Annotated in this window: 21 protein-coding genes, 12 tRNA genes and 1 riboswitch; of the genes, 16 read left to right on the top strand and 17 right to left on the bottom strand. The window is 60.8% G+C overall.

All coding sequences use genetic code 11. The annotated features are described in order from the left end of the window. Positions 1 to 2: 2 nt before the first annotated feature. Positions 3 to 1028 carry an ABC transporter permease subunit gene (locus AB5Y98_RS05575; protein ID WP_010633023.1) on the bottom strand — a complete coding sequence of 342 codons (1026 nt, stop codon included), beginning with the start codon at positions 1026 to 1028 and terminating at the stop codon, positions 3 to 5. Between the two features lie 735 nt (positions 1029 to 1763). Between AB5Y98_RS05575 and AB5Y98_RS05580 the strand changes: the two genes are divergently transcribed. The 7 genes from AB5Y98_RS05580 (at position 1764) to AB5Y98_RS05610 (ending at position 9476) form a co-directional block, all read left to right on the top strand. Continuing rightward, positions 1764 to 4319: a TonB-dependent receptor gene (locus AB5Y98_RS05580; protein WP_124249675.1), complete on the top strand. Its 2556-nt coding sequence runs from the start codon at positions 1764 to 1766 to the stop codon at positions 4317 to 4319. Between the two features lie 110 nt (positions 4320 to 4429). Then, positions 4430 to 5194, top strand: a complete 765-nt coding sequence (locus tag AB5Y98_RS05585) for a DUF3450 domain-containing protein (protein ID WP_005297842.1) — start codon at positions 4430 to 4432, stop codon at positions 5192 to 5194. Continuing rightward, positions 5191 to 6564, top strand: a complete 1374-nt coding sequence (locus tag AB5Y98_RS05590; RefSeq protein ID WP_005297840.1) for a MotA/TolQ/ExbB proton channel family protein — start codon at positions 5191 to 5193, stop codon at positions 6562 to 6564. Before AB5Y98_RS05585 ends, AB5Y98_RS05590 begins: the two co-directional genes overlap by 4 nt. A 10-nt stretch (positions 6565 to 6574) precedes the next feature. Continuing rightward, positions 6575 to 7102 carry a MotA/TolQ/ExbB proton channel family protein gene (locus AB5Y98_RS05595; protein WP_005297834.1) on the top strand — a complete coding sequence of 176 codons (528 nt, stop codon included), beginning with the start codon at positions 6575 to 6577 and terminating at the stop codon, positions 7100 to 7102. A 67-nt stretch (positions 7103 to 7169) separates the two neighbouring features. Further along, positions 7170 to 7577, top strand: a complete 408-nt coding sequence (locus AB5Y98_RS05600) for a biopolymer transporter ExbD (RefSeq protein ID WP_005297833.1) — start codon at positions 7170 to 7172, stop codon at positions 7575 to 7577. 16 nt (positions 7578 to 7593) lie between these two features. Beyond that, the gene (locus AB5Y98_RS05605) at positions 7594 to 8229 is read left to right on the top strand and encodes an energy transducer TonB (protein ID WP_005297832.1); all 636 of its coding nucleotides are present in this window, start codon (positions 7594 to 7596) and stop codon (positions 8227 to 8229) included. Between the two features lie 11 nt (positions 8230 to 8240). Further along, positions 8241 to 9476, top strand: coding sequence for a lipopolysaccharide assembly protein LapB (locus AB5Y98_RS05610; protein ID WP_124249677.1), 1236 nt, complete (start codon positions 8241 to 8243; stop codon positions 9474 to 9476). 413 nt (positions 9477 to 9889) lie between these two features. Here AB5Y98_RS05610 and AB5Y98_RS05615 read toward each other — a convergent pair whose 3' ends face one another. Then, the gene (locus AB5Y98_RS05615) at positions 9890 to 12892 is read right to left on the bottom strand and encodes a glycosyl hydrolase family 18 protein (RefSeq protein ID WP_368231500.1); all 3003 of its coding nucleotides are present in this window, start codon (positions 12890 to 12892) and stop codon (positions 9890 to 9892) included. 148 nt (positions 12893 to 13040) lie between these two features. Beyond that, positions 13041 to 13126, bottom strand: a riboswitch (cyclic di-GMP riboswitch). A gap of 296 nt (positions 13127 to 13422) precedes the next feature. Between AB5Y98_RS05615 and AB5Y98_RS05620 the strand changes: the two genes are divergently transcribed. Further along, the gene (locus AB5Y98_RS05620; RefSeq protein ID WP_368231483.1) at positions 13423 to 15567 is read left to right on the top strand and encodes an ExeM/NucH family extracellular endonuclease; all 2145 of its coding nucleotides are present in this window, start codon (positions 13423 to 13425) and stop codon (positions 15565 to 15567) included. 134 nt (positions 15568 to 15701) lie between these two features. Here the strand turns inward: AB5Y98_RS05620 and AB5Y98_RS05625 are convergent. The 7 genes from AB5Y98_RS05625 to gltX form a co-directional block, all read right to left on the bottom strand. Beyond that, positions 15702 to 15777, bottom strand: a tRNA-Ala gene (locus tag AB5Y98_RS05625). Positions 15778 to 15811: 34 nt separating this feature from the next. Then, positions 15812 to 15887 (bottom strand) — tRNA-Ala (locus AB5Y98_RS05630). Positions 15888 to 15935: 48 nt separating this feature from the next. Further along, positions 15936 to 16011: transfer RNA gene (locus tag AB5Y98_RS05635), tRNA-Ala, on the bottom strand. A 63-nt stretch (positions 16012 to 16074) separates the two neighbouring features. Then, a tRNA-Ala gene (locus AB5Y98_RS05640) sits at positions 16075 to 16150 on the bottom strand. Between the two features lie 28 nt (positions 16151 to 16178). Continuing rightward, positions 16179 to 16254 (bottom strand) — tRNA-Ala (locus AB5Y98_RS05645). A 236-nt stretch (positions 16255 to 16490) separates the two neighbouring features. Next, complete coding sequence (locus tag AB5Y98_RS05650) at positions 16491 to 16622, bottom strand: glutamyl-tRNA synthetase (protein ID WP_230599180.1); 132 nt, start codon at positions 16620 to 16622, stop codon at positions 16491 to 16493. Positions 16623 to 16637: 15 nt separating this feature from the next. Further along, a complete protein-coding gene (gene gltX / locus AB5Y98_RS05655; protein ID WP_368231484.1) occupies positions 16638 to 18053 on the bottom strand; it encodes a glutamate--tRNA ligase in 1416 nt (471 codons plus the stop codon). A gap of 261 nt (positions 18054 to 18314) precedes the next feature. On the opposite strand from gltX, the gene AB5Y98_RS05660 reads away from it, so the two are divergent. The 3 genes from AB5Y98_RS05660 (at position 18315) to AB5Y98_RS05670 (ending at position 21666) form a co-directional block, all read left to right on the top strand. Continuing rightward, positions 18315 to 20417: a methyl-accepting chemotaxis protein gene (locus AB5Y98_RS05660; RefSeq protein WP_368231485.1), complete on the top strand. Its 2103-nt coding sequence runs from the start codon at positions 18315 to 18317 to the stop codon at positions 20415 to 20417. A 98-nt stretch (positions 20418 to 20515) separates the two neighbouring features. After that, a complete protein-coding gene (locus AB5Y98_RS05665; RefSeq protein ID WP_054545473.1) occupies positions 20516 to 21184 on the top strand; it encodes a LysM-like peptidoglycan-binding domain-containing protein in 669 nt (222 codons plus the stop codon). Positions 21185 to 21456: 272 nt separating this feature from the next. Continuing rightward, positions 21457 to 21666, top strand: coding sequence for a cold-shock protein (locus AB5Y98_RS05670; RefSeq protein ID WP_005297820.1), 210 nt, complete (start codon positions 21457 to 21459; stop codon positions 21664 to 21666). Positions 21667 to 22327: 661 nt separating this feature from the next. On the opposite strand, the gene AB5Y98_RS05675 is transcribed toward AB5Y98_RS05670, so the two are convergent. The 8 genes from AB5Y98_RS05675 to orn all read right to left on the bottom strand — a co-directional run bounded on the left by AB5Y98_RS05675 (position 22328) and on the right by orn (position 23761). Further along, a tRNA-Gly gene (locus AB5Y98_RS05675) sits at positions 22328 to 22403 on the bottom strand. A gap of 24 nt (positions 22404 to 22427) precedes the next feature. Next, positions 22428 to 22503: transfer RNA gene (locus AB5Y98_RS05680), tRNA-Gly, on the bottom strand. Positions 22504 to 22541: 38 nt separating this feature from the next. Continuing rightward, positions 22542 to 22617, bottom strand: a tRNA-Gly gene (locus AB5Y98_RS05685). Between the two features lie 24 nt (positions 22618 to 22641). Beyond that, positions 22642 to 22717 (bottom strand) — tRNA-Gly (locus AB5Y98_RS05690). Between the two features lie 24 nt (positions 22718 to 22741). Continuing rightward, positions 22742 to 22817 (bottom strand) — tRNA-Gly (locus AB5Y98_RS05695). A gap of 32 nt (positions 22818 to 22849) precedes the next feature. Then, positions 22850 to 22925 (bottom strand) — tRNA-Gly (locus tag AB5Y98_RS05700). 36 nt (positions 22926 to 22961) lie between these two features. Then, positions 22962 to 23037 (bottom strand) — tRNA-Gly (locus AB5Y98_RS05705). A 178-nt stretch (positions 23038 to 23215) separates the two neighbouring features. Next, positions 23216 to 23761 (bottom strand): oligoribonuclease, encoded by a 546-nt coding sequence (gene orn, locus AB5Y98_RS05710; RefSeq protein WP_201992303.1) that lies wholly within the window; start codon positions 23759 to 23761, stop codon positions 23216 to 23218. A 91-nt stretch (positions 23762 to 23852) separates the two neighbouring features. Between orn and rsgA the strand changes: the two genes are divergently transcribed. Genes rsgA through AB5Y98_RS05735 form a run of 5 tightly spaced genes read left to right on the top strand, consistent with a single transcriptional unit; the run spans position 23853 to position 26691 of the window. Next, positions 23853 to 24887 (top strand): small ribosomal subunit biogenesis GTPase RsgA, encoded by a 1035-nt coding sequence (rsgA, locus tag AB5Y98_RS05715; RefSeq protein ID WP_041202860.1) that lies wholly within the window; start codon positions 23853 to 23855, stop codon positions 24885 to 24887. Positions 24888 to 24913: 26 nt separating this feature from the next. Further along, the gene (gene asd, locus AB5Y98_RS05720; RefSeq protein ID WP_017763974.1) at positions 24914 to 25786 is read left to right on the top strand and encodes an archaetidylserine decarboxylase; all 873 of its coding nucleotides are present in this window, start codon (positions 24914 to 24916) and stop codon (positions 25784 to 25786) included. Further along, positions 25783 to 26034 (top strand): VF530 family DNA-binding protein, encoded by a 252-nt coding sequence (locus AB5Y98_RS05725; RefSeq protein WP_017763973.1) that lies wholly within the window; start codon positions 25783 to 25785, stop codon positions 26032 to 26034. The genes asd and AB5Y98_RS05725 overlap by 4 nt, the downstream gene beginning before the upstream one ends. Before the next feature lie 4 nt (positions 26035 to 26038). Beyond that, positions 26039 to 26290 carry a DUF2960 domain-containing protein gene (locus AB5Y98_RS05730; protein WP_042007433.1) on the top strand — a complete coding sequence of 84 codons (252 nt, stop codon included), beginning with the start codon at positions 26039 to 26041 and terminating at the stop codon, positions 26288 to 26290. 2 nt (positions 26291 to 26292) lie between these two features. Continuing rightward, positions 26293 to 26691 (top strand): hypothetical protein, encoded by a 399-nt coding sequence (locus tag AB5Y98_RS05735; protein ID WP_010633005.1) that lies wholly within the window; start codon positions 26293 to 26295, stop codon positions 26689 to 26691. Positions 26692 to 26748: the final 57 nt, after the last annotated feature.

Consider the following 26748-nt stretch of genomic DNA (forward strand, 5'->3'; position numbering starts at 1 on the left):
GTTCACTCTCCAAACCGCACGCGGGGATCGACAAGGGCGACACAGATGTCGGAGACAATGTTGCCCACCAGCATCAGCATGGAGGTGATGGCCAGAATGCCCATCACTGTGGGGTAGTCCCGTTCCACGATGGCCTCGTAGCCAAGCAGGCCGATGCCGTCGATGTTGAAGATGGTCTCGATGAGGAAGGATCCGCCGAAGAAGACGGTGAGCACAGATCCCAGGTGGCTCGCGATGGGGATCAGGCTGTTGCGCATGGCGTGATCGGTCACCGCCTTGCGAAACGGCAAGCCCTTGGCCACGGCGGTACGTACGTAATCCGCCGACAGGTTCTCCATCAGGCTGTTTTTCATGGTCATGGTGAGGATGGCGAAATCCCCGATGGCATAGGCGATGAGCGGCAGCAGCGCGTGGGCGAAGAGGGTGCGGATCTGATCCCAGCTGTTCTCCATCCCGTCAAACTCGTCTCCCGGGAAGCCCCCCATGGGCAGCCACTCCAGATGAAACGCGAACACTGTGATGAGGAAGATGCCCACCACATAGGCGGGCAACGCATAGGCCATGTAGATGAGCATGGAGCTGACTGAATCGAAGCGGGTGTTGTGTCTGAGCGCCTTGGCCACCCCGAGCGGGATGGAGACGGCATAGCTCAGCAGAAAGGTGGCCAGCCCGAAGAAGGCGGTCACCGGCAACCTGTCCTTGATAAGATCCCACACCGGCTCGTAATAGCGGGTCGACTCGCCGAGATCCAGCACCGCCAGCTTCTGCAGCCACTCCCAATAGGCGACCAGCATGGGCTTGTCGAGGCCGTAGAACGCCTTGAGCTCCTCGATCTGCTCGTCGGAGAGCGCCTGCGCCCCCTTGCTGCCGCTGGAGCGACCGGACTCATTCTGGGAAACCTGGGCCTGCAGCAACATGCGTTCGACCGGACCGCCCGGCACGAAACGGGTGATGGTGAAGACGAGCAGGGTGATACCGAGAAACGTCGGGATGATCAAAAGCATCCGACGTAGGAAATACGACAGCATGGTGGAACCTCGTCCTTGTTGTTCTTTTATGGCCAGTCACATCCGGTGACGGGCCCGTCCTTCCTGGCATTACTCACTGAATAGCCGATGATTGACAGACTATCCGCTCGGTCACTGTAAAAGCTCTGCAACAAAAATCAAGTAGAACTAGGGGTGCATTCTGGTCCCGGCTTGCGCAGTGGAATTTATCGTGAGTTTTTTCTGAAATTCGCAACTTCAAGATAAAAAACTACAAGATGAACAACTTAAATAACGTTTAATAATTCAATAAAACAGATAAAAACCAGCAAGAAAATTAAATAACCCATTAAAAACAGCAGCTTAAAAAAATCCACAAAAGAACACCTTCTCTATATGGCTGCATATAAATAGGCAGCCGGCGCCCAGCCTGAACCTCAGCCGAACACACTACCAAAACAGACAATAATGCTAAAAACACCTAACTCAACAATATAAAACCCAGAAAGACACCACCCTTATCGATAAGTTCAAAATTAATCGATAAACTGGAATCAATTTACTTTAACAAAACCTTTACATAGGAAAACGTTACCAAATCAGAATAAATCTCTGCCAAATGCGAACAAATAAAACATAGTCATCTTATTACCCGCCACGCCCCCATCCGTACCGCCTCAATTGACGTCAACCGCCAAACCTTGATAAGCCTTACGCATCGCCCCAACGAGGGCGGTATGGAAGCAAACAAAAAAACAACCAGGAAGGATATAAGCGATGCTTAGGAAAAGCAGACTCTCTGCTGCCGTTGCGTTTGCCTTGGCGAGCGCGGCAGTAGTGGCCACCCCTGTCTTGGCCGAAGAAGGCCAAAACGTCGAAAAACTCCAGAAGATCAAGGTTACCGGCTCGCGCATCTCCCGTGTCGACGTGGAAGGCGCCACCCCGGTTGTCTCCGTCAGCAAGGCCAAGATCGAACAATCCGGTCAGCAGACCGTAGCCGACTACCTGAAGCAGGCTTCCTACAACTCCTTCGGTAGTATCTCCCCCTCCTCCGGCAGCTCAGCACAATCCCAGGCCACCGTCAGCCTGCGCGGGCTTGGCTCAGAGCGCACCCTGGTGCTGCTCAACGGCAAGCGGGTCGCCGGTTCTCCTTCCATGGGTGGCAGCGCCATCAACCTCAACTCCATCCCCATGGCGGCGGTGGAGCGGGTAGAAGTGAACCTGGACGGCGGCTCGGCTCTGTACGGTTCCGATGCCATCGGCGGTGTCATCAACGTCATCCTGAAACAGGACTATGAAGGGCTGGAATTCCAGGGCCGTATCGGCTCTCCCACCGAAGAGGGTGGTGACGAGAAGAGCGGCTCCATCGTCAGCGGCATCACCGGGGAGAAGGGTGCCCTGATGATGGTGTACGAGCACGACGTCAAGGACGAGATCTACTACAAGGATCGCGACTACCTGGCGTTGCAGGGCTCTTCTGCTCCCAGCCTGTATGGCCGCAACATCAAGGGGATCGATGCCGCCACCGGCAAGACGGTCACCCGTACCCTGGACGGCATCGACTGCGCCAATACCGGTCCTGGCTTCGTGCCGGTCGGTACCGCCTGCCGCTTCGACTTTGCCCAGGTCGCCGCCAAGACCGCTTCCCGTACCCGGGACACCGTCTATGTCAACGGCCGCTATCACATCAATGACAACGTCGATTTCGTACCCCAGCTGATCGGCTCGCGGGTCACCAGCTTCGGCCGCTTCGCCCCGGCCGCCGGTCCCTTCAGCATCGACGGCACCACCCCGGGCGGCGCCCAGCTGCTGGCCGACAACGGCTTCATCGGCGACAAGGCTACCGTCTACTATCGCTTCAGCAACGTCGGCCCCCGTGACAACGACGTCACCGACCTGACCGGCAGCATGAACCTGGGCTTCGAAGGCACACTGCCGACCGAAGCGGTGGGCGATGTGGAGTGGAATGCGGGCTACATGTACTCCAAGACCGACAACAAGAACCGCGGGACCGGCTATGTGCTGAATCCGTCGGTCCAGCAGGAGGTCGACAGCGGCAACTTCAAGAACGGCGAGTTCTCCAGTGCCGCCACCAACAGCCTCTCCTACGACACCAGCCGCACCTCCAAGATGGACTTCTTCCAGTGGTACGGTGGCCTGGGCTGGAGCATGGGCGAACTGCCGGCCGGCCCCATCGGCTGGTACCTGGGGGCCGAGTACAACGACTGGGTCTACTCCGACACCTATGACAGCCAGTCTGCGGCCGGCAACGTCATCGGCTCTTCCGGCAACTCGGGCGGTGGTGTACGCGACGTCTTCGCTGCCTATATCGAGAGCCTGATCCCCATCACCGAGCAGATCGAGCTGAACCTGGCCGGTCGTTTCGACAAGTACAGCGACTTTGGCAGCGCCTTCTCGCCCAAGGCGAGCCTGCGCTATCAGCCGCTGGACAACCTGTTGTTCCGCACCTCCTGGTCGCAGTCCTTCCGCGCTCCGGGTCTGGATGACCTGTACGCGGCCGATGCCGACTCCGCCGACTTCGCCAAGGACTATGTCTCCTGCCAGAAGAACGGTGTGGCCAACTGCCCGGAAGAGCAGTACACCACGGTTCGCCAATCCAACAAGAACCTGAAGGAAGAGACGGCTGACACCTTCGGCATCGGTGCCGCCTACAGCCCGATCGACGACCTCAACCTCTCGCTGGACTACTACTACATCAAGATTGATGACGTGATCCAGCTGGCCACCACCCAGACCCAGTTCTATCAGGAGCTGAACACCGGCAGCAACCCGAACGTCATCCGCGATGCCAACGGCGATGTGGAGCAGGTTTACGCCGGCATGGTCAACCTGGGCCAGCTCAAGACCAGCGGTCTGGACTTCAAGGCTGACTACAAGTACGACTTCAACGTCGCGACCGTGCGCTACGACTTCGGCAGCACCTACATTCTGAAATACGAAGAGGGTCTGTTCGCCGGTGGTCCCATGGTCGACAAGAAGGGCTGGAACGCCAAGCCAGAACTGCGCTTCAACTCCGGTGTCGGGGTCAATGTGCCGCAGTGGTGGAACATGGATACCTACCTGAGTGCCAGCTATATCGACTCCCAGAGCCAGGACTATGTTGACGGTCGGACCGAGGGCCATATCGCCTCCCAGACCACCTGGAACCTGAACGTCGGTGTTGACACCCCCTGGAACGGCAAGCTGCAAGCCGGTGTGAAGAACATGTTCAACGTAGGCCCCTCGCTCTCCAGCGACGGCTTCACCTACGACGAAGATCTCTACGGCATCGACGGACGCATCGTCTACCTCGACTACACCCAGAAGTTCTAATCAACTCTCGTTGATATACCAACCTAAGCCGGCCCGGTCGGGCCGGCTTTGCCCAACGTCCAAGGAAGTTACGGAGATAGGGTAATCCTATGAAAACAAGGACAATTACAATGAAGAAAGCGCTCCTCGGCAGCCTGGTTTCTGCTGCCTTGCTGACCAGCTTCAATCTGAGTGCCGCCTCTGCCAGCCAGGCAGTGGACGCTCAAGCCGCCACCGACAATGCATCCAAAGTTTCCCAGCAGAAGATCGACAACTACGCCGACTCTGCCGAATCCGCCCTCGCCCAGTACAAGGCCGCTCTGCGCCAGGTCGACAGCCTGCGCACCTACAACGAGCAGGTGGGCAAGATGGTCGAATCCCAGAGCAGCGAGCTGGCCTCCATGCAGCGCCAGATCGCCCAGATCGATCAGACCAGCACCGAAGTGGTGCCCTTGATGCTCAAGATGATCGACTCCCTCGACCAGTTCGTCTCGCTGGACCTGCCGTTCCAGAAGGTTGAGCGGGAGGACCGCGTGGCGGCCCTGACCGACCTGATGAACCGGGCCGATGTCACCATCTCCGAGAAGTACCGCAAGATCCTGGAGGCCTATCAGATCGAGGAGGGCTTCAGCCGCACCATCGAGTCCTACAAGGCCAGCCTGGACAAGGATGGCAGCGAGAAGACTTACGAGTTCCTGCGCGTCGGCCGCATCGCCCTGCTCTACCAGTCCCCGGACGGCCAGGAAACCGGCATGTGGAACAAGCAGACCCGCCAGTGGGAAGAGTTGCCCCAGGAGTATCGCAGTGCAGTGGAACAGGGCCTTCGCATCGCCAAGAAGCAGGCGCCTCCCGCCCTCATCAAGCTGCCGGTTCAAACTGCGGAGAAAGCATCATGAAAGGAATCAAACTTGCCATCGCCTCGCTGATCGCGGGCGCTACCCTGGTCACCCTGCCGGTGACCGCCGCCGAGAAACCGGTGGATCTGAACGCCCTGCTCAATCAGGTCAAGGCTGCCAGCACCACTGAATCCCAGCTCAACAAGGAGCGGGAAGCCCGCTTCCTGGCCGACAAGAACGAGCAGACCGCCCTGCTGGCCAAGGCCAAGGCCGACCTGGCTGCCGAGACCGCCAGAGGCGAGCAGCTCAAGGCCACTTTTGATGCCAATGACAAGCAGCTGACCGAGCTGACCGAGACCCTGCGCCAGCGTTCCGGCAACATGGGCGAGATGTTCGGCGTACTGCGCCAGTTCGCCGGCGAGTTCAAGGGGATCTTCAACGCCTCCGCCCGTCGGGTCGAGCATCCGGAGCAGACCGCCCTGCTGACACGCCTGGCCGAGAGCAAGGAGCTCCCCTCCAGCGATGACCTGACCGCCTTCTGGACCACTACCCTCAGCCGCATGGTCGATGGTGGCAAGGTGAGCCAGATCCCGGCCACCGTGGTCTATGGCGAAGGCAACCAGGCCGAGAAGACCGTCACCCAGATCGGCGAGTTCAACACCGTCTCCGAAGGCAAGTACCTCACCTTCGTGCCGGAGACCGGCAAGTTCGAACAGCTCTCCCGTCAACCAGAGAGCAATGTGCTGGAACCGGTCGCCAAGTTTGAACAGGGCGGCGGCAGCGTCGAACCCATCTTCATCGACCCGTCCCGCGGCGTGATCCTCTCCCTGCTGGTGCAGTCGCCAACCCTCAAAGAGCGCATCGATCAGGGCGGCTCCGTGGGTTACGTGATCCTGGCACTGGGGGTCATCGGCACCCTGCTGGCGCTGTTCTGCGGTGCCCGCCTCTCCCTCATCGGTGGATCCATGCGCAAGCAGCTGAAATCCGATCAGATCATCAAGGGCAACCCCATCGGCGAGATGCTGGGCGCCTACCAGGCGCACCGTGGCGACAACATCGAGGATCTGGAGTCCAAGCTCGACGAGATCATCCTGCGCAACGTGCCCAAGTTCGAGAAGGGCATCAGCATCATCAAGCTGATCGCCTCGGTGGCACCGCTGCTGGGTCTGCTGGGTACCGTAGTCGGCATGATCGCCACCTTCCAGGCCATCACCCTGTTCGGTACCGGCGATCCCAAGTTGATGGCAGGCGGTATCTCCGAAGCCCTGGTCACCACCATGCAGGGTCTGGTGGTCGCGGTGCCCATGCTGTTCCTCTACACCATCGTACAGACCCAGAGCCGCCGTCTGATCCAGGTGCTGGAAGAGCAGAGCGCCGGCTTCGTCGCCCGTTATCAGGAACGTCTGCACGCCTCCAAAGCCGCAGCGTAAGGAGTCACCCATGTGGTTCTGGTTGATTGAAGAAGTCGAGTCGGTCCGCCGGTTTCTGGGATTGGGGGGCGACGTGCTGGTCGCCCTGTTCTTCCTGACCCTGATGATGTGGGCCCTGCTGCTGGAGCGCTGGTTCTACTTCATGGCGGTCTACCCGCAACAGGTGAAGCAGACCAAGGCCGCCTGGCTGGCCCGCAGCGATCACCTCTCCTGGTCTGCCAGGCAGATCCGCCGCGAGCTGGTCTCCCGGGTGGCCATGGCGGTGGACAAGGGGATGCCGGTCATCAAGGTGCTGATCGCCCTCTGCCCGCTGATGGGACTGCTGGGCACCGTGGTCGGCATGGTGCAGGTGTTCGACACCCTGGCCATCACCGGCACCGGCTCACCGCGGGCAATGGCCTCGGGGATCTCCAAGGCGACGGTACCGACCATGGCGGGCATGATTGCCGCCCTTTCCGGTCTGTTTTTTGTCAGCCGGCTCGATCACAAGGCCAAGCTGGCCGTGCAGAAGCTGGAAGACAACCTGAAACACGGCTGATGCAGGATGCACTCCCCCGCCGGGCCCGGTTCTGGCGGGGGCACAGAACAAGCAAGGAGTTTTTGCCATGAGAAAACGTCACAGCGACAGCAGTGCTGATGAGGCGGCCATCGATTTGACCCCCATGCTGGACATAGTGTTCATCATGCTGATCTTCTTCATCGTCACCACCTCGTTCGTCAAGGAGTCCGGCGTGGAGATCAACCGCCCGAGCGCCAGCACGGCCGAAACGGTGAAGAAGGGGAACATCATGGTCGCGGTCCGCGAGAACGGCCAGGTCTGGGTCGACAAGCGCATCGTCGAAGTGGGTGCCGTGCGTGCCAACATCGAGCGGCTGCGGGCAGAGAACCCGGAGAGCGCCGTGGTGATCCAGGCCGACAGCGAATCCCGTTCCGGTCTGGTGGTCCAGGTCATGGATCAGATCCGCATGGCCGGTGTCCAGAACATCTCCATCGCCGCCGACAAGAGCAGCTGATGCCGGAGCGAATGCCATGAGATACCTGATATCGTTAGCGGTCTCCTGCGTGGTGGTGTTCTTCCTGTTCCTGGGAATGAACAAGCTCATCACGCCGGATCACCGGGAGCTGACGGAGAAGGAGGACGTCACCATGACCGACTTCATTCGCCTCAAGCCTCAGGAGACCCTGCAAGAGAGACAACGTGAGCTGCCCAAACCGCCGCCCCCGAAACGCCCGCCGCCCCCTCCCGAGATGGAAGTGGCGAGCACGGATCGGCCGCAGATGGAGAGCTCGCCGATGGACATGCCCAAACTCGACATCCCGGTCAACATCGGCGGCGGCAACGCCCTCGGTGCCTACAGCACCGGCGGCGGTGGCGGCGGCATGGGTGGCAACAACGGCGCCATTCCGCTGGCGACCTTCGAGCCCATGATGCCCCGCAAGGCGGCGCTGGCCGGCCTCGCCTCCGGCAAGGTGCTGGTGGAGTTCACCGTCACCGAGCGCGGCACCGTCAGCAACGTGCGGATCGTCAAGGAAGAGCCACGCAGCTACGACCTCGGCAAGGCAGCGCGCCAGACCATCGCCAAATGGACGTTCAAACCGGCCATGGTGGATGGCAAGCCGCAGGCCAGTCGCATGCAGCAAGAGATCGAGTTTGCGACCAACTAAGGAAGGTGGCGATGAAAAAGTTACACACCCTGATCCTCGCCCCGGTCGCCATGGCGGTGCTGCTCAGCACCGCCGGTTGGGCCGCCGAGCAGCCCGCCCTCTCTGACCGCGCCTACCGCGCGGTCAACAAGGCGCAGGCACTGATCACCGAGAAGAAATACGGCGAGGCCAATGCCAAGCTGCAGGAGGCGCTGTCCGGCGCCGGCGAGCGGGTCTACGACAAGGGGGTCATTCTGCAGACCCTGGGCTTCGTGGCGGCGCAACAGGAGAAGTACGGTCAGGCGACCAAGTACTTCGCCGATGCCATCGCCACTGGTGGGCTGCCCCAGCCGGTGGCCCAGCAGGTGCGCTACAACCTGGCCCAGCTCTACATGGCGGAGGGGAACTTCAAGGCCTCCATCAGCACCATGAACCAGTGGTTCGCGAACCTCGGCAAGGACGAGAAGCCGACCCCGCACGCCTACATCACGCTGGCCAACGCCCATGTGCAGCTCAAGCAGTATCGAGAAGCCATTCCGGCGGTGGACAACGCGATCAAGCTCTCCGCGGGCAAGGCGCCGGAGTCCTGGTACCTGCTGAAGATGGCGGCCCACTACGAGCTGAAGCAGTACAAGCCGGCTACCGAGGTGCTGACCGCACTGGTCGACCGCTACCCGGAGAAGAAGAAGTACTGGACCCAGCTCTCGGCCATGCACATGCAGGCGGGCAACGATGCCAAGGCCCTGGCGGCGCTGGAAGGCGCCTACAACCTCGGCATGCTGACCGAAGCCAGCGAGCTGCAGCGCCTCGCCAACTACCTGGCCTTCGCCGGCATTCCCCACCGCGCCGCCCGCGTGATGGAGAAGGCGATGAAGGAAGGGACCATCGAGAGCAACGCAGCCAACTACAAGACGCTGGCCAACTACTGGCACCAGGCCAAGGAGCTGGACCCGGCCATCGACACCCTGGCCAAGTCCTACAAGCTGGCCCCCAGTGCCGATCTGCAGTTGAAGATGGCGCGCATGATGATCCAGAGCAAGCGCTACCAGGATCTGGTGACCTTCGCCGCCAAGCCTGCCGCCAACGCCAGCGGCGAGCAGCGGGCGGATCTGAAGTTCCTGACCGGGGTTGCCTATTTTGAGCAGCAAAAGCCGAAGGAGGCACTCTCCGCCTTCACCCAGGCTGCCCAGAACGGCAACGTCAGCGGTCGCGCCTCGCCCTGGATCAGCTTCTTGAAAGAGCAGCAGGGCGGCGCCGTCACCCAGTAACCAAGCCGCGTGCCGACCGGGACCATCCCTCGGCAAGGCACGCAACAACACCCGGCAGGACGGGCTCCCGCCCTGCCGATCAACAACAAGGGGATTACCCCGCAGATTGCCTTGGTGGCAATTGGCCGCTCCCCGGAGCGGTCTTTTTTATGCCCCTGCCTTTATTACCTCGCCATAAAAAAATCCGGAGCCTGGGCTCCGGATTGGGTCATTGCCTTGCGAGAGAACAGGCCATGCAGAGTGCCGGCCGCCTCTCAAACGGTCATCAGTAACTGCACACCAGCTTCCAGCAGCTATCGCCCGCTCTGAGCTCGCTGCTGGTACAGCAGCCTGGACAACTCAGTAGCTGCATACCAGTTTCCAGCAGCTATCGCCCGCTCTGAGCTCGCTGCTGGTGCGGCAGCTTGGACAACTCAGTAACTGCACACCAGCTTCCAGCTGCCATCGCCCGCCTTGGGCTCGCTGCTGGTCCACCAGTTGGCCTGCCAGACCGCCTTGTTGTTGGTCATACGATCACCACCGTTGGCATGATCCCCCTGCGGCCAGGTCGGATAGGCCTTGTAGGCGGCCGGATTGACGTTCTGGCTGCTGCAGGTGGCACCGCCCGGGTTCTCACCGCCGCCACTGCTGCCCAGCACGGCCTCCGGCAAAGTCGGGAACTCGGCCTTGAGACCCGCAGTCTGGGTGCCGCTGATGATGCGGATGCCGCTCGGTACACCGGCGGCCGGCAGATAGTAGGTCATCGCCACTTCCACGTCGCTGCCCGGCGCCCACGCCTTCCAGGTCGGCAGCGTGAAGGCCGCCTTGTGGAAGTCCTTCTCGCCCGCGATGCCATCGGAGTTCTGGTTGCCGCCGCTCTCCACCACTTTCAGCCCCATCCCGCTCTGGTCGGTGATGGTGTCGGAGGTGGAGGTGGGCACCAGGAACTCGATGCGGGTACCGCCCGGAATGGTCTGGGTCGAGTTGTTGGTGAGTTTCAGGGTCGGGTTGATCGGGTAGTTGGAATCCCCCTCCTTGAAGCCGGAGAGGCTCACCGCGATGTCGAGCTGGGCAGTTGGCGCCGCCAGATCGTTCTGCCTGGTGTCGTACTTGGTCGCCTTGGCGAACTTGTCGTAGGCGAGCGTGGTCAGGGTATCCCCCATGCCGTACTCGTTCTTGGCCGGATCGAAGGCGTAGTCACCCGCCATCTCCCAGAACATGACCCCGCCCAGGCCCCGCTTGATGATGTAGTCGAGCTTGTGGCCCATGGACTCTTCATCTTCGGTGGAGAGGAACACCTTCTTCTCTTCGTTCCACAGCCAAGGCGCCTGCGCCTTGTCATCGTAGTAACGCACGTACTTGCCCTGCATCACGTGAGCCGGGTTGTTGGGATCCAGACCCCAGGCCTGGCCGTAGCTCGGCATGGTGGTGATACCCAGGCTGGCGGCGTTCTCCAGGTTCTTGGCATGCCACATGGGCACGGCACCACCGCCGATCTCCTTGCCGTTTTTGTCGAGATCGTGCCAGATATTGTCGATGCCGACCGCCCCGTTGCCGCACGGAATGGTGCTGCCACCGGTGCCCGGCTGACAATCGCTCTGGCTCGGCAGGGCTGCCTTGCCGCCCAGACCGTGGGTGCCACCGCTGACCCCTTGCCAGCCGCGGGTGTAGTAGGGCACGCCCACGTTGATCTTGCCGGCCGCCAGGGCGCCACGGAAGTAGTGGGCAGACCAGGCCGCGTTGAGGTAGCCGATGCCGCCAAACTGGCTCTGGGTATAGACGCCCCAGTGAGCGAGTTCGGCATCCGCCTTGTTGTCGAACAGGGCGGCATTGTGACCGACGAAGTTGTTCCAGGCACCGTGGAAGTCGTAGGTCATCAGGTTGACGTAGTCGAGGTACTGGGTGACCTGGAAGTTCTCCATGCCGCGCAGCAGGTAGGCCGAGGCCGGCGAGGCGATGGTCAGCATGTACTTGCGACCATCCTCGCTGCCGGCGCTGTCGAGCTTGCTGCGCAGGGTCTGCATCAGCACCTTGTAGTTGGCAAACAGCTTGCCGCGGCACTGGTTGGAGAGCGGGAAGTCGTTGGGGTTGCCCGCATCCTTCATGGAGGTGGGATACTCGTAGTCCACGTCGACCCCGTCAAAGCCGTACTGGCGGATGAAGCTCACCGCCGAGTTGGCAAAGGCGTTGATGCCGTCGGTGTTGACCGAGCAGTCACCCTTGGTGGTGGCGGTATAGAAGCCGCGGGTATCGGCCCAGCCCCCCACCGAGATCAGGGTCTTCACGTCCGGATACTGCTTCTTGTACTTCGACAGCAGGTTGAAGTGGCCCTGGTAGGCGAACTCAGGATCCATCTCGGCACCCGGCACCCCGTCCCAGGTCATCTTGGTCGCCGAATCGTCCACCTTGATGGTGTGGCTCTGCTCGTCCACCGCCGCGAAGGCGTAGTTGATGTGGGTGATCTTGTCCCAGGGGATGTCGCTCACCAGGTAGGAGGGCAAGCCGTTCTTGCCGGTACGCCAGGAGGTGAAGTAGCCGATGACCCGGCGGGCGTGATCATCCCCCATGCACTCGTAACCGTCCGGGCGGTAGATCTGACGGATATCGCAGGAGAGGTTGCCACCGGTGGGCGGCAAGGCGGCCTCTTCCACCTGCACGTCGACCTGGGCCGATTCGCCGCTCAGGTTCTCCTTGTCGGTCGCCACCAGCTTGAGGCCGGCCAGCCCCTTGCTCTGGGGCGTCCAGTTCACCTGCCAGGGGGCACTGGTGTCCTCCCCGACCTTCTTGCCATCGACGAACAACTCGACCTTGGCGACGTCGTCGTTGGCATCGGTGACGTTGCCGCTCACCGCCACGCTGCGACCCAGGGTCACCTTGGCGCCGGCGGCCGGGCTGCTGATGCTCACCTTGGGCGCCTCTGGCGCCACCACGGCGGCGACCTTGAAGCTGGAATCCGCTTCGCTCAGCACCTTGCCGTCTTTATCCAGCGCTCGCGCCTTGAGGGCGTGGGCGCCGACACCGGCGGCACGCCAGCTGCCGTTCCAGGGCGAGGCACTCGCCGTGGCGACCAGGGTGCCGTCGATGAGGTACTCGACCTTGACCAGCGCCGTCACCGGGCCGCTCAGGGTCACCGCCAGCGCGACGCTGGCCCCTTCGTTGACACTGGCGCCGGAAGCCGGCGAGCTGACAGCTACGCCGAGCGCCGGGGGTGGCACCTCGCCGCCATAGAGTTTCCAGGCATCCGCCCAGACGACCCCGACACCTGGCTCATAGTGATAGGGCGAGGCCCCGCACCAGCCGGAGTAGGGAAATTCTTTGCACTCATAGAGATTGCCGACGTTGCTGACGATGTCGCCGGCCTTGTAGGCGGTACCGGCCTGATAGGCGGGATAAGCGGCCTGTGCCCAGGCGGGCATGGCAGCCAAAGCCACCAGCATGGCAAGCCTGCTGGGCCTTAGGGTCTGTTGCATATTGTTATCTTCCTTGTTTTGTCTTGGCATTGGTCTCCAAGGCAAAGCACAAGCGCAACCTGCGTGATGGGCGCAGACAACTGGCAATGGACCTGCCACAAACGTCACCCTCACCCTGGGAAGCCCCGCTATCTGGATCGCACGATCTGAAGACCGGAGGCATTGCGTCCCGGCGTCTCGGCCGGTTTGCCCTTTACCTGGGTTCCGTGAGGAACAAGCCGAGTATAGGAATCAACCAGCCGAGTCTCAATCTTCATTCTCGAGGAAAAATATGTGGATGCCAGCGGGATCACATTTTCGCCAATCGGATGAAATAACAAATTTGTCATTAGTTTCATGCTGTTAGCCAAGTCAAAAAAACCGGCATTGCCCTCATTTGTATCCCCGTAATGTGCGTTGGCTCACTGGTACGACATGCCAGAAATGTGACAATGCGCGCCCTTGGCCGATGCGCCAAGGCTATGGAAACACTGGCAAAAAATAAAAAAGGAACAGATATGAAAGGAACACGTACCCTGCTGTCGCTGGCCGTGGGGATTGCGCTCGCCTCTCCGTCCGTCTATGCCGCTGGCTTCAGCTGCCCGGCCGACAGCGACCTCACCCCGATCCCGGTCATTCAGGGCAGCGGTGACAAGAGCCCGCTCATTCCCGCCGACAAGTTCGAAAGCCCCCAGAGCGTCATGGTCAAGGCGGTGGTCTCGGGTCTGGGCGAGAGCCTCAACAAGGGGTTCTACCTGCTGGATGTGCAGGGCGACGGCAACCCCCAGACCTCGGACGGCATCTTCGTCTACCTCAACGACAAAAACTTCGCCAGCAAGTATCCGGACATCAAGCCGGGCGCCGAAGTCTGCCTGGAGGCCAAGGTCGAGGAGTATTACGGCCACACCCAGCTCAAGCCAATGACTGACAACGGCACCGCGCGCCTGCAGGTGATCGCCCAAGGCACAGCCCCGGCCGCCATCCCGCTGCGGGTGCTGGAAAACGAGACCCTGGCCCGGGCACTGGAGCGCCACGAAGGGATGCGGGTACGCCTCGATGCCGACAGCGCGCTCAAGATCAGCCGCAACTTCAGCTATGACTACGCCGCCCGACGCAACAACCTGGTGCTTTCTCACCAGGCGCCGCTGATGAAGCCGACCCAGCTGCACGACGCCGACAGCAAGGCCGCCAAGGCGCTGGCCAAGGCCAACGCCGGCAACCGGGTGTTCCTCGAATCGGACTTCAAGGCCGCCGACGGCAAACTGCCCTGGCTGCCGGCCTGGGAGCCGGAGCAGGGTTACCTGCGCATCGGCGATGCCCCGGTCAATCTGGACGCCATGGTGGGCTACAGCTACAACGAGTACCGACTGATCGTGCCACAGGATCAGGTGATTACCGCCGGCGATCTGCTGCGCACCAGCGACAACGACCGCCAGAGCGCCCCGGCCCGTGCCGACGGCACCGATCTGCGCGTCGGCAGCTTCAACGTGCTCAACTACTTCACCAGCCACTCCAGCGTGGGCGGTGCCCTCAATGTGCTGTGCAAGGATCAGGCGGATGCGGACAGCGCCAAGGGCTGCAACCGCGGCGCCAAGAACCTGGAAGATTTCCAGAAGCAGCGCGCCAAGATAGTCAACGCCATCACCGAGATGGATGCCGACCTGCTCGGCCTGATGGAGATGGAAAACAACGGCTTTGACAGCCACTCCGCCATCAGCGATCTGGTACAGGCCCTCAACGCCCAGCAGAAAGAGGCGGGCAAGCAGTACGCCTTCGTCACCCTGCCCAAGGCGCTGCTGCAGGGCGAGCACTACTTCGGTGGCGACGCCATCATGGTGGCCATGCTCTACCGGCCGGCCAAGCTGACCCCGCAAGGGGATGCCAACGTCATCACCCTGCCGGTACAGAAATACCTGGATGCCAAAGGGGTCGAGAAACAGGCCTCCCAGCGTGACTCCCTGGTGCAGACCTTCACCGTCGAGGGCAGCAAGGATCCGCTGACCCTGGTGGTCAACCACCTGAAATCCAAGGGCTCAGGCTGCCTGGAGAACCTGGACGGCAAGGAGCCGGCCGATCTGCAGGGCAAGTGCACCGAGTTCCGGGTCAGCGCCGCCAAAGTGCTGGGCGAGGCGGTGAGCAAGCTGCCCGGCCAGGTGCTACTGGTGGGCGACTTCAACTCCTACGCCCGGGAAGATGCGATCCGGGTGCTGACTGACTATGTGCCGACCGACGGCCAGCGCAAGATAGTCTCAGCCTCCCAGACCTTCCTTGGCGACCAGGTCTTTGAGCAGACCGGCAGCGAAGTGGCCAAGAGTTACGGCCTGGTGGACATGAACGTCAAGTTCAACAAGGAGAAGGCCATCTCCTACAGCTACGAAGCCGAGCTCGGCACCCTGGACTATGCCCTCGCCAACCCTGCGCTGGCAGGCAAGGTGATCGCCGTGGCCGACTGGCACATCAACTCGTTCGAGAGCAACCTGTTCGAGTACGGCCGGGACTTCACCGGCGACATGATCAAGTCGGACAATCCGTTCAGTGCCTCCGACCACGACCCCATCATCGTCGACCTCAAGCTGAAAGAGGAGAGCAACGGCGGTGGTGGTGCCATGGGCGCCCTGCTGCTGGCGCTGTTGCCGCTGGCCTGGCGTCGCCGCCACGGCTGATGACCCTTGCCATCAAGCCAAAAGCCCGCAGCGATGCGGGCTTTTTTATGGATCGTCGGTACGACCGGTGAACGGAGCGCAAAACAAAAAGGCCACCGCAGTGCGGTGGCCTTTTCTACTTTCATTACGAAAGATGGTGGAGCTACGCGGGATCGAACCGCGGACCTCTTGCATGCCATGCAAGCGCTCTCCCAGCTGAGCTATAACCCCGATGTGTGTGAGTGACGTTGAGTCACTCTGAATTTGGTGGAGCTACGCGGGATCGAACCGCGGACCTCTTGCATGCCATGCAAGCGCTCTCCCAGCTGAGCTATAACCCCAAATTCGGTACTGAATGAATGGTTCTGGCGGCCAATCATCCTAAATAATGGTGGAGCTACGCGGGATCGAACCGCGGACCTCTTGCATGCCATGCAAGCGCTCTCCCAGCTGAGCTATAACCCCACAAAGGTCGGCCTGGGTGATACACACCGCACTGCCCTGGGTACTTCATTTCAATCAGGAACCTGGTGGAGCTACGCGGGATCGAACCGCGGACCTCTTGCATGCCATGCAAGCGCTCTCCCAGCTGAGCTATAACCCCTTGGATTCCAGATTGTTCGAGGAGAATTTGGTGGAGCTACGCGGGATCGAACCGCGGACCTCTTGCATGCCATGCAAGCGCTCTCCCAGCTGAGCTATAACCCCAACTCACCTCGGCGCTACCAAAGTTATCTCCGGCAACGGAGGCGCATGATAGGCACCGGCCGCTTTGCTGTCAACCCAAAAATAACAGCGATTCGCGCGTTTAGTCAAAATTCAAGCAGTTAGCCGATTTAACCGGCAATGGCATAGCTATCTCGCTGTTTTATGTCACAAAACCGGCCCTTGACCAAAAACAAAGGGCCCCGCACGGGAGCCCTTTTTCAAGCGATGGTTGGCGCTTATTCGGCGGCCATGCGCGCTTCGATATACGCCAAAGCGCGGTCGATACGTGCCAGCACTCGTTCCTTGCCCACCAGCGCCATCACGGCGTCGATGGCGGGGGAGAGATTACCCCAGACCGATGATGGCAATGTGCGACGGCAAGCTTACTCGGCGGCCATACGCGCTTCGATGTACGCCAGGGCGCGATCGATACGGGCAAGAACCCGCTCCTTGCCCACCAGCGCCATCACGGCGTCGATGCCAGGGGACTGACCCAGCCCGGTGACGGCCACGCGCAGCGGCATGCCGACCTTGCCCATGCCCTGACCCAGCTCGGCAGCAGTGGCTTCAATCAGCTCGTGCAGCGCTTCGGTGGTCCAGGTTTCCAGGGCAGCCAGCTTGGCCTTGGCCAGGGTCAGCGGCTCGGCGGCAACGCCGCGCAGGTGCTTCTTGGCTGCCGCCTCGTCGATGGCCTCGTACTCTTCGAACAGGTAGCGGCTCTGGGCGGCCATCTCGACCAGGGTGTTGCAGCGCTCGGCCAGCAGGGTCACCACGTCGGCCAGGGCCGGGCCCTTGCTGGTGTCGATCTTCTGGTCGGCCATGTGCCAGGCCAGATGCTTGGCCACATAGGTCGGATCCAGGCTGCGCATGTAGTGGTTGTTCAGCCACAGCAGCTTGTCGGTGTTGAAGGCGGAGGCAGACTTGGAGATGGCGTCCAGGCTGAACAGCTTGATCATCTCGTCCAGGCTGAAGATCTCCTGATCGCCGTGGGACCAGCCCAGACGCACCAGATAGTTCAGCAGCGCTTCCGGCAGGTAGCCGTCGTCGCGGTACTGCATCACGGAGACAGCACCGTGGCGCTTGGAGAGCTTGGCGCCGTCGTCACCCAGGATCATGGAGACGTGGGCAAACTCAGGCACCGGCGCGTTCAGCGCCTTGTAGATGTTGATCTGGCGCGGGGTGTTGTTGATGTGGTCTTCGCCACGCACCACGTGGGTGATCTCCATGTCCCAGTCATCGACCACCACGCAGAAGTTGTAGGTCGGCGCGCCGTCGGTACGGCGGATGATCAGGTCGTCCAGCTCGGTGTTGGCGAACTCGATGCGGCCACGGACGTGGTCATCGAACACCACGGAACCTTCGGTGGGGTTGCGGAAACGGATGACGTGGGGCGCATCGGCCGGGTGATCGTGGGCGTGATCGCGGCACTTGCCGTCATAGCGGGGCTTCTCGCCATTGGCCATCTGGCCTTCGCGCAGCGCTTCCAGCCGCTCCTTGGAGCAGTAGCACTTGTAGGCGCGGCCGTCAGCCAGCATCTCGTCGATCAGGCCGTTGTAGCGATCGAAGCGCTTGGTCTGGTAGTAGGGGCCCTCATCCCAGTTCAGCTCCAGCCATTCCATGCCCTCAATGATGGCGTCGATGGCCTCCTGAGTGGAACGTTCCAGGTCGGTATCCTCGATACGCAGCACGAACTCACCGCCCTGGTTCTTTGCAAACAACCAGGAATAGAGTGCGGTACGGGCACCGCCGACATGCAAAAAGCCGGTCGGGCTGGGAGCAAAACGGGTTTTGACTTTCATCTTTAAGCCTTGTGTAGAGGGCCTTGGGCCAATTCGTTAAAAAAACCGTCGCATTTTAGCACCGACAATGACGGATGGGAAAACCATGGCGCTGCCACAAGCCAAAGTAGGGGGAACAAAGCACCGGTCCGCCCCCTTGCCACCTGATGTTTGAAGGGGATCGCAAAACAAAATCCCCGTTTCCTATTTGCTATGCAAAGTGTTGGAGAGCTGCCTCCTCCGGCCGATATTCAAATAACGCTCACCAACAAGGAAGAGACGATGCAGTTCCGTTCTATCCAGAATCGCATTCTGGTGATGGCCGGGATCGCCATGACCGCCGCCCTGGTCATCCTGATCCTGCTCAACCAGTACTCGGGTCAACAGACCCAGAAGCTGACCATCAGCTCCAGCCGCGCCGCCCTGCAGCAGGAGGCCTGGCAGAAGGTCAGCGCCAACGCCCGTGCCGAGGCCGCCACCATCACCCAGCTGCTGCAAAAGGGGCTCTCCTATACCCAGCAGATGGCCAGCGCCCTCGCCCTGCAGCAGGAGGGCAAGCTGCCGCTGGATCGCCAGCAGGCCACCGACCTGCTCAAGGCCCAGCTCGCCCTCGAACCCCAGCTCTACGGCGCCTTCGCCGGCTTCGAGCCCAACGGCTTCGACGGCCAGGATGCCAGCTTCGCCGGCCAGACGGCGCTGGGCAGTGACAGCAAGGGGCGCTTCGTACCCTATTTCTATCGCGACAAGGAGAGCATCGGCACCGATCTGCTGCTCTCCATCGAGAAGAGCGATCCGGATGAATTCGGCAATCCGGCCAACGACTACTACGCCTGCCCGAAACGGGAGGGGCGCTCCTGCCTCATCGACCCCTTCAAGGTGGACATCAACGGCCAGCAGGTGCTGGTGAGCACCATCACCACCCCCATCATGGTGGGCGGCCAGTTCAAGGGGATAGCCGCCCTCGATCTGGCGGTGGACTCCATCAGCCGCCAGGCCCAGTCCCTCAACAGCAACATCTATGACGGCAAGGGCGAGACCCTGATCGTCAGCGCCGCCGGCGTCATCACCGGCACCAGCGGGGATGCCAGCCTGCTCGGCAGTCGCGCCGACAAGCTGCTCGGCAACGGCTGGCAGCAATACCTCAAACCCGAGGTACAGCGCGAGGAGCTCACCGATGCGTTTCGCATCTCGGTACCCATCGCGGTGCCGGGCATGAGCCGCAACTGGGCCATCATCGTCACCCTGCCCTACAAGGTGGTACTGGCCGGAGCCGATCAGCTGGAAGCCCAGCTGGGCGACATGAACCGGGCCGCCATGACCCAGCAACTGGTGGGTGCCGTCGTGGTGCTGGTGCTGGCGCTGGCCACCATGCTGGTCATTGCCCGCAGCATCACAGGCCCCATCCGCCAGATGGTGAGCCTGGTGGATGACATCGCCGATGGCGAGGGGGATCTCACCAAGCGGCTCAATACCCAGTCCCAGGATGAATTGGGGGATTTGGCCAAGGGCATCAACCGCTTCATCGACAAGCTGCAGGTGCTGCTGGGGGATGTGCTCAAGACCGCCAGCGAGGTGAACCGTCACGCCGGCGACACCGACCGCATCGCCGGCCAGACCGACAACAACCTGCAGCACCACCAGGCGGAGATGGAACAGATGCTGACCGCGGTGCAGGAGATGTCCTACGTCAGCCAGGAGGTGGCGACCCACGCCAACAACACCGCCGACTCCGCCAAACAGGCTCAGGGCGCGGCGGATCAGGGCAAGGTGCGCTTCCAGCAGGTGATCCAGTCGATGCACAAGGTGGCCGCCGAAGCTGGCAAGGGCGCCGAGGTGGTGGAAGGGCTGGCTCACGACAGCGAGCAGATCACCAGCATCCTCACCGTCATTCAGGGGATCGCCGATCAGACCAACCTGCTGGCGCTCAACGCCGCCATCGAGGCAGCCCGGGCCGGCGAGCAGGGCCGCGGCTTTGCGGTGGTGGCCGACGAGGTGCGCAAGCTGGCGGGCAACACCCAGCAAGCGGTGCAGAATACCCAGGAGCTGATCGAGAAGATCCGCCACAGCTCGGCCAACGCGGTCAACGCCATCAACCAGAGCCAGCAGCTGACCCATCAGGCGGTGGGGGAAGCAGATCTGGCGGAAGAGGCGCTCGGCAGCATCTATCAGGCCATCTCCACCATCAACGACATGACCTACCAGATCGCCTCCGCCGCCGAGGAGCAGAGCTCGGTTTCCGAGACCGTCTCCGGCAATCTGTCAAAAACCAACGCACTGGCCAACGACATCGCCCAGGATGCCACCGAGACGGCCAAAGCCAGCCAGGCATTGCGTCAGGCGGCCGAGCGTTTACAGCAATTGTTGGGACAATTTCGTCTCAGCTGATAATTTTCACGGTCAGGACTCTCCCCCTCGGGGGCGAGTCCGTTTACCATAGGCACGAATTTGCCTGATGGCAGGCAATGTAGTGAGAGGTAAATGCCGTGCCCACCCCGGACCGTCGCCCCCGTGGCCACAACAGACGAGCCCAGCAGCGTCGCCAAGACGAATCACAAGGATCCCTGCTCCATCGTATCAATGCCGCTACCCTGCCCCTGCGCCAACGCATCGGCCAGGGCATGAGCGGACTTGGCCAACGCGGCCAGGAACCCAGGACTGGCAAGTTCAAACTGGCCAGCCCGCTGCCCCGCAAGCACACCATAGGGCTGCTGATCCTGCTCCCGCTCTGGCTGCTGGTACTGGCCTGGGAACCCGCCCCGACCGAACCCAAGGCGGCACCGTCCGGTTCGCTGACGGTGCCCATCGCCGTACCGGCCCAGGCCCTCACCGTGGGCAACGGCGCCAGCGGCAATGCCCCCGCCGCGGCCAAACCGGTTGAAGAGAAGGTCAACGGCACCTGGCTGCAACACGATGTACAGGCCGGTGAAACCCTCTACTCCATCTTCCGCAAGTTCGAGCTGCCGGGCGCCGAGTTGAGCCGCCTCATTGCCATCGAAGGGCCGGATCGCCCGCTGACCCGCCTGCAGTCCGGCCGCGCCATCTTTATCCTGGTGGACGACACCCGCCGCATCCAGCGGGTCGAGATCCGCTCCTACGGTCAGGCCATCTATCGCTATGACCGACAGGGCGAAGGGTTCGCCCTCAAGGAGTGATGAAACGGGAGGCCTGGCGCCTCCCGTTTTTTTGACCGGTTCCCGTGAAACAAGCTACTGACTTCACAATATTTTTAGCTTGCTCAAAAAATGAAAAGTGCCAAATTGACAAGGGATCGTGCTCACGTACAATCGTTTGTGCTTTAGACAGGGATTGTGCTACATGCTACTGGGACAAATTGACGTGGTCAGTCATGCTTCAACCCCTGCTTTCTAGGCAAATGCTGCCCAACCAGGCTTAGTTTCATTTTGTTATAGATAGGACTTACCACATGTCTGACATTCGCACCGGCCAAGTAAAATGGTTCAATGAGACCAAGGGTTTTGGCTTTATCGAGCAATCCCAGGGACCGGACGTTTTCGTTCACTTCTCCTCCATCCAGAGCGCCGGTTTCAAGACCCTGGCTGAAGGTCAAAAAGTACAGTTCACTGTGACCCAGGGCAAAAAAGGTCCTCAGGCTGAGAACGTTACCGTTATCTAAGCCAGCGCCAGTGAGCCGGTAGGAGGAGCCATCGCCCCTCCTATTTTTTTGCCTGCCATTTCCCCTTCCCCGCCACGATCATCAACCTGCCCGCAGCAGCAACAGCCCTTCTCGCCCTTGTGTACGACACGAGTACAGCAAACATGGATCTGATCTGGCTGAACGCCGGATACGACAAATCATCGCAGCGCGATGTAATGGGCAATTCAAATGGATGGTGAGGACTTCTAAGAGAGATTGGAGCGGGAAACGAGACTCGAACTCGCGACCCCAGCCTTGGCAAGCGTGGATCATGCTCTACCAACAGGATGTGGCAGTGATTGTGCTGAGAAACTGGATTCGTGAACTTGGGGGAAGAGATTGAATTCGAAGAGATATTGGAGCGGGAAACGAGACTCGAACTCGCAACCCCAGCCTTGGCAAGCGCGGATCATGCTCTACCAACTGAATGTGACAGCGATTGTATTGAGCAACTGGATTTGTGGGCTTGGGGGAAAGAGATTGAATTTAAAGAGAGATTGGAGCGGGAAACGAGACCCGAACTCGCGACCCCAGCCTTGGCAAGCGCGGATCATGCTCTACCAACTAAATGTGGCAGCGATTGTATTGAGAAACTGGATCTGTGAGCTTGGGGGAAAAGAGATTGAATTTGAAGAGAGATTGGAGCGGGAAACGAGACTCGAACTCGCGACCCCGACCTTGGCAAGGTCGTGCTCTACCAACTGAGCTATTCCCGCAACAGGATGTCATTTGCAAGTGATTGGAGCGGGAAACGAGACTCGAACTCGCGACCCCGACCTTGGCAAGGTCGTGCTCTACCAACTGAGCTATTCCCGCAACGGAATGTCACTTACACATATCTACTAGAAACTGTTTGGAGCGGGAAACGAGACTCGAACTCGCGACCCCGACCTTGGCAAGGTCGTGCTCTACCAACTGAGCTATTCCCGCAACAGAATGTCATCTGCAAGTGATTGGAGCGGGAAACGAGACTCGAACTCGCGACCCCGACCTTGGCAAGGTCGTGCTCTACCAACTGAGCTATTCCCGCATCGGAATATCACTTACAAATTTTTGGAGCGGGAAACGAGACTCGAACTCGCGACCCCGACCTTGGCAAGGTCGTGCTCTACCAACTGAGCTATTCCCGCAACATTAGATTGTCTTGAGGCTGGCTGATGATTGGAGCGGGAAACGAGACTCGAACTCGCGACCCCGACCTTGGCAAGGTCGTGCTCTACCAACTGAGCTATTCCCGCATCGGGCTGGTTTTCACCAGTGTCATCATCAGAATTTGGAGCGGGAAACGAGACTCGAACTCGCGACCCCGACCTTGGCAAGGTCGTGCTCTACCAACTGAGCTATTCCCGCAACTGCCTTAAAACAGGCCGTACAGCATTTGGTTGCTTGCGCTACTGTACGGGAGCCGAATTATAAGAGCAGTCATTCCAATTGCAAGGGCTTTTTTGTCTGGTTGCGCGCGTTCGCTCAAAAGCTGGTCGAACTGTCGATTTTAGCAACCAGAGCGGGGCAATCCCTTGCCTGGGCGTCAGATCTTGAAGACGTGACTGCGGTAAAACTGCAGCTCGGCAATGGATTCGCGGATGTCGTCCAGCGCCTGGTGGGTACCGCTCTTCTTGAACTGATCCAGCAGCTCCGGCTGCCAGCGGCGTACCAGCTCCTTGATGGTGCTGACATCGACGTTGCGATAGTGGAAGAAGGCTTCCAGATCAGCCATGTGCTTGACCATGAAGCGGCGATCCTGGCCGATGCTGTTGCCGCACAGCGGGCTGGTGCGCTCCGGCACCCACTGGCGAATGAACTCGAGGGTCTCGGCAACGGCTTTCGCCTCGTCGTGCTGGCTCGCCTTGACCCGGGCCACCAGACCGCTCTTGGTGTGGGTGTTGACGTTCCAGTCGTCCATCTTGGCCAGCTCTTCGTCGCTCTGGTGAATGGCGATGACCGGCCCTTCGGCCAGCACGTTCAGGTCCTTGTCGGTGACGATGGTGGCAATCTCCAGTACCACGTTTTCTTCAGGGTCAAGGCCCGTCATCTCCATGTCGATCCATACCAGGTTCTGCGCGCTGACTGTCATGATTGCTCTCTCTATTGGGAGGAATGGCGGAATTTTGCCAATTTGCATGTATCATACTGGCTTTGGATCTGTTCATAAACTGGCGAATCGAGTGGCAAAGAAAGCAAAACTCAATCTGGGTCAACAAAGGCGCGTCCAGGCCAACCGCGAGCGTCGGCTGCAAAAAGAGCACACCACAGAGGTGGATGACACCCTGTTCGGGCCGGCCATCGAAGGGGTGGTGATCAGCCGTTTTGGTCAGCATGCAGACGTCGAGGCTAGCGATGGCACCATCCACCGCAGCAACCTGCGGCGTAGCAGCATCAGCAGCCTGGTGTGCGGCGACAAGGTGGTGTGGCGTCCCGGCCTCAATGCCGCGACCGCCGGCGTCATCGAAGCGGTGCACCCGCGTCACTCGGTGCTGACCAGGCCGGATTTCTACGACGGGGTCAAACCCATCGCCGCCAACATCGACCAGATCATCATCGTCTCGGCGGTGATGCCCGAGTTCTCCACCAACATCGTCGACCGCTATCTGGTGGCCGCCGAGGATGTGGAGATCCGCCCCCTCATCGTGCTGAACAAGGTCGACATGCTCGATGATGCCGCCCGCGCCCGCATCGAGCGCCAGCTCGAAACCTACCGCAAGCTCAATTACGAGGTGCTGCTGGTAAGCTGCGAGAGCGGCGAAGGTCTCGATGAGCTGAAAGCCGCCCTGACCGACAAGATCAGCATCTTCGTCGGCCAGTCCGGGGTCGGCAAGTCGTCGCTCACCAATGCCCTGATGCCGGGGCTGGATGTGCTCACCGGCGAGATCTCCGAGAACTCGGGGCTCGGCCAGCACACCACCACCACGGCGCGGCTCTACCACTTCCCGAGCGGCGGCGATCTCATCGACTCCCCCGGGATCCGCGAGTTCGCCCTCTGGCATCTGGAGGCCGACCGTATCACCTGGTGCTTCGTCGAGTTCCGCGATTATCTGGGCGGTTGCAAGTTCCGCGACTGTACCCACAAGGACGATCCCGGCTGCGCCCTGCGCGCCGCGGTCGAAGCGGGCGCCATCAGCGCCGATCGCTTCCACAACTATCACCGCATCCTGGAAACCATGCAGGAAGCCCGTCACGGTCGCCAACAGGCACGCCTGTGACCCTTTAACCTACGTTGATGATGAACATGAGCATTACTGACAACCTGAAAATTGCCGGTCAATACTGTCTGCCCAAACACGCCCTCTCCCGCCTGGTGGGCAAGCTTGCCGCCGCCGAAGCGGGCAACCTCACCACCAGGGTGATCGAGGCCTTTATCAAGCAGTACCAGGTCGACATGAGCGAGGCGCTGCACGAGAGCCCTGCCCACTACAAGAGCTTCAACGAGTTCTTCACCCGCGAGCTCAAGCCGGGGATCCGCCCCCTGGTCGAGGATGCCATGACCCTGGCGCTGCCGGTGGATGGCACCGTCAGCCAGCTCGGCCCGATCCAGCAGGGTCGCATCATCCAGGCCAAGGGCCACGACTACAGCGCCCGCGAGCTGCTGGGCGGCTATGAGGATCTGGTGGCGCCGTTCAAGGATGGCGACTTTGCCACCATCTACCTGGCGCCCAAGGATTATCACCGCATTCACATGCCGCTGGACGGCGTGCTGGAGAGCATGGTGTTCGTGCCGGGGGATCTCTTCTCCGTCAACCCGCTCACCGCCGAGAACGTGCCCAACCTGTTTGCCCGCAACGAGCGGGTGGTGGCCACCTTCCGCACCCCGCACGGCCCCATGGCGCTGGTGCTGGTCGGTGCCACTATCGTCGCCAGCATCGAGACCATCTGGGCCGGCAACATAGCGCCGACCAAAGAGAAGAAGGTGGTGCGCTGGGACTACACAGGCGACGAGGCCATCACCCTGCAAAAAGGCGCCGAGATGGGGCTGTTCAAGCTGGGTAGCACAGTCGTCTGCCTGTTTGGCCCGGGTATGCTGGCCGGTTTCGAGCCCCATCTGGCCAACGGGGTCACCACCCGCATGGGTCAGCCCTTTGCCAAGCTGGCGGAGCAGGCATGAGCGATCAGCCCGTCTCTTCCCAGAAGAACAACCCGCTGCACGGGCTGACGCTGGAAGCCATCGTCACCGCCCTGGTCGAACACTACGGCTGGGAGAAACTGGGGCAGGAGATCAATATCCGCTGCTTTACCCAGGATCCCAGCATCAAATCCAGCCTGAAATTCTTGCGAAAAACTCCCTGGGCGCGGGAAAAGGTCGAGAGCCTCTACCTGTACGTCCAGCGCAAGCAGGCCAAAGCAAAGGAATAACGCCATGGCGTTCAAGATTACCTACACCTACGGCAAGAAAACCAAAGAGATCGGCTACGCCAACGATAAGTTCAACAGCATCTACGATGCCATTGCCGCTGCCGAAGGGATCGATCTCACCAGCTTCCACGCCATGGAGGAGCAGCTGGCCCAGGTATGCCGTCGCGACAAGAAGAGCGTGAAGGATTACCGGGAGAACTACTTCAAGGAGCTGGGCTTCTCCAACATCGTCATCGAGCGGGATGCCAAGGAGTAACCATGCGTACCTTGACCCTGATGGCCGCCTCCCTGCTGCTGGCGGCCTGCAGTACTCCGGAACAACACCTGGTCGGCAATGATCAGGATGTCCACGGCTGCCGAGCCAGTGCCGGCTATCAGTGGTCAGCCCTGACCAGGCAGTGCGTGCGGCTGTTCGAGCAGGGCATCAGGCTCAATCCGACCGATGCCGGCCAGACCGGCAGCGCCTTCGTGCTGTTCAACGCCGATCAGAGCCAGGCCGAGCTGACCCTGCCGAGCGGCGAGCAGCACCTGCTCACCCGCCAAGGGGCGGAGGGCAACTGGTCGTGGCAAGGCAGCGGCTACACCCTCTTCCCGTGGAAGGGGTATGTGCTCAAAGCCGGCGAGCAGACGCTGTTTCACGGCGACGTCGCCCGCTGAGTCACCCGACTCTATCCAGCCCCCGGCCCTGCCGGGGGTTGCTTTTTGCGGCTATCA

Origin of the sequence: Aeromonas sp. s3, from assembly GCF_040907805.1 — a bacterium.
Lineage (GTDB): Bacteria > Pseudomonadota > Gammaproteobacteria > Enterobacterales > Aeromonadaceae > Aeromonas > Aeromonas dhakensis.

Excerpts from the sequence above, each read along its gene's own strand:
- AB5Y98_RS05575 (WP_010633023.1), bottom strand. The coding sequence starts at position 1,028 with ATGCTGTCGTATTTCCTACGTCGGATGCTTTTGATCATCCCGACGTTT.
- AB5Y98_RS05580 (WP_124249675.1), top strand. The coding sequence starts at position 1,764 with ATGCTTAGGAAAAGCAGACTCTCTGCTGCCGTTGCGTTTGCCTTGGCG.
- AB5Y98_RS05585 (WP_005297842.1), top strand. The coding sequence starts at position 4,430 with ATGAAGAAAGCGCTCCTCGGCAGCCTGGTTTCTGCTGCCTTGCTGACC.
- AB5Y98_RS05590 (WP_005297840.1), top strand. The coding sequence starts at position 5,191 with ATGAAAGGAATCAAACTTGCCATCGCCTCGCTGATCGCGGGCGCTACC.
- AB5Y98_RS05595 (WP_005297834.1), top strand. The coding sequence starts at position 6,575 with ATGTGGTTCTGGTTGATTGAAGAAGTCGAGTCGGTCCGCCGGTTTCTG.
- AB5Y98_RS05600 (WP_005297833.1), top strand. The coding sequence starts at position 7,170 with ATGAGAAAACGTCACAGCGACAGCAGTGCTGATGAGGCGGCCATCGAT.
- AB5Y98_RS05605 (WP_005297832.1), top strand. The coding sequence starts at position 7,594 with ATGAGATACCTGATATCGTTAGCGGTCTCCTGCGTGGTGGTGTTCTTC.
- AB5Y98_RS05610 (WP_124249677.1), top strand. The coding sequence starts at position 8,241 with ATGAAAAAGTTACACACCCTGATCCTCGCCCCGGTCGCCATGGCGGTG.
- AB5Y98_RS05615 (WP_368231500.1), bottom strand. The coding sequence starts at position 12,892 with ATGCTGGTGGCTTTGGCTGCCATGCCCGCCTGGGCACAGGCCGCTTAT.
- AB5Y98_RS05620 (WP_368231483.1), top strand. The coding sequence starts at position 13,423 with ATGAAAGGAACACGTACCCTGCTGTCGCTGGCCGTGGGGATTGCGCTC.
- gltX (WP_368231484.1), bottom strand. The coding sequence starts at position 18,053 with ATGAAAGTCAAAACCCGTTTTGCTCCCAGCCCGACCGGCTTTTTGCAT.
- AB5Y98_RS05660 (WP_368231485.1), top strand. The coding sequence starts at position 18,315 with ATGCAGTTCCGTTCTATCCAGAATCGCATTCTGGTGATGGCCGGGATC.
- AB5Y98_RS05670 (WP_005297820.1), top strand. The coding sequence starts at position 21,457 with ATGTCTGACATTCGCACCGGCCAAGTAAAATGGTTCAATGAGACCAAG.
- orn (WP_201992303.1), bottom strand. The coding sequence starts at position 23,761 with ATGACAGTCAGCGCGCAGAACCTGGTATGGATCGACATGGAGATGACG.
- asd (WP_017763974.1), top strand. The coding sequence starts at position 24,914 with ATGAGCATTACTGACAACCTGAAAATTGCCGGTCAATACTGTCTGCCC.
- AB5Y98_RS05725 (WP_017763973.1), top strand. The coding sequence starts at position 25,783 with ATGAGCGATCAGCCCGTCTCTTCCCAGAAGAACAACCCGCTGCACGGG.
- AB5Y98_RS05730 (WP_042007433.1), top strand. The coding sequence starts at position 26,039 with ATGGCGTTCAAGATTACCTACACCTACGGCAAGAAAACCAAAGAGATC.
- AB5Y98_RS05735 (WP_010633005.1), top strand. The coding sequence starts at position 26,293 with ATGCGTACCTTGACCCTGATGGCCGCCTCCCTGCTGCTGGCGGCCTGC.